The sequence below is a fragment of the Bartonella sp. CE47NXGY genome, from assembly GCF_042195415.1.
In the GTDB taxonomy this organism is placed as follows: Bacteria; Pseudomonadota; Alphaproteobacteria; order Rhizobiales; family Rhizobiaceae; genus Bartonella.
On record NZ_JBHIOI010000143.1, the window covers coordinates 1 to 1,300 of the forward strand.

The following is a 1,300-nucleotide window of genomic DNA, read 5'->3' on the forward strand; positions in this document are numbered from 1 at the left end:
CACCATTGACGATCATGGCGGCTCGAGTAAAACGCCCATTATCCGTTGTATTACTCCAGCTACCACCCCCTAACAATGCTCTCATTTCAAACGTATTTTGCGTACGGCTTATGGGTATAGGAAACGTGCCCGATAAAAATTGCCAAACATAACCGCAACCATCCTCACAACCGATATGCGAGATCATTCGACGATTCGCCGTATCCTTATATCCACCTGAAACCTTAGAGGTTGGTTCTTTCTTGCCAACAATATGTGTCTTTTCATTGCTTCCATACATAGCAGAAGCAAACGCTTCATCACTCAGTAAAGATTTTTTAACACGCGCCATATCTGTTACATGTTCGGTATAATTACGGTTTGTTGTTATATTGGTACGATACATTGATTTCGTATTTTCACCCGTCCCTGATTGAAGATAAATATCAACCCAAAGATCTGTAGAGGGGTCATAAACCATACCTTCTGGTGAACTATGCGGACGGTGATTGAGACACCAAACTGAATTGGGTAAAATATCCCCTGCTCTATAACCAGACAATGGATGACCGGAAATCGTACCAACATCCGCACAGAGCGTATGAAACCCTCCTATCTTTCGCGAATTATTGACGCTGTAACCGTTTGGATACGTAGAGTTTTCTGATAAAACAAATTTATGAGACTGTCCTCCATCAGAAACCAAATAAACATAATAATCCTTCCCCGCCGAAAGAGAAGGAACGCTTATTCTTGTATCTACCGTATAACTTGCAACTAAAATATCATTGCCTAATGCCAAAGTTATGCGTGTTCCTTTTTTCACGGTTAATTGCGCTTTGCCTGTCGCAACAAGAAAAGGGGTGGAAATTGAAAGAACCGTTAAATTGGACTGTTTCAGTAAATTGTTTACCTCTTCCGCTAGCGCTTTTGCCTGTGAAGCTACTGTATGGGCTGTTGTTGCCGTTGCTAGGGAACTCTTGATACCTCCAAGCTCTTGTTTCGTCGTATCGGCGGTTGTTTTGGCTTCTTCTGCTGTCCTTTTCGCTCTATCGGCTACTTCCTTGGCTTTTTCGGCTTCGCTCTTGGCTTGATAGGCTTGTGAATCTGCCGCCTCGGCTTTTTTCTTGGCTTCGTCTGAGTACATCCGCGCTAAACTTACGGGGGCTTTAAAATTCTCAACCACTTGATTGATATCAATAACCCTACTCCTCGCAGACGAGGCTATTTTCTCTGCATTTTCTGCCTGATTGCGCGCTTGCGTCGCATCATGTCTTGCATAACCAGCAGACTCCTTGGCTTCCTTGGCTATTTTTTGTGC

At 43.5% G+C, this 1,300-nt stretch carries 1 pseudogene; it reads right to left on the reverse strand.

Annotated features, from left to right (window positions below):
- Positions 1-1,300, reverse strand: a pseudogene (locus ACFIL3_RS10215) (hypothetical protein); the annotation flags it as partial.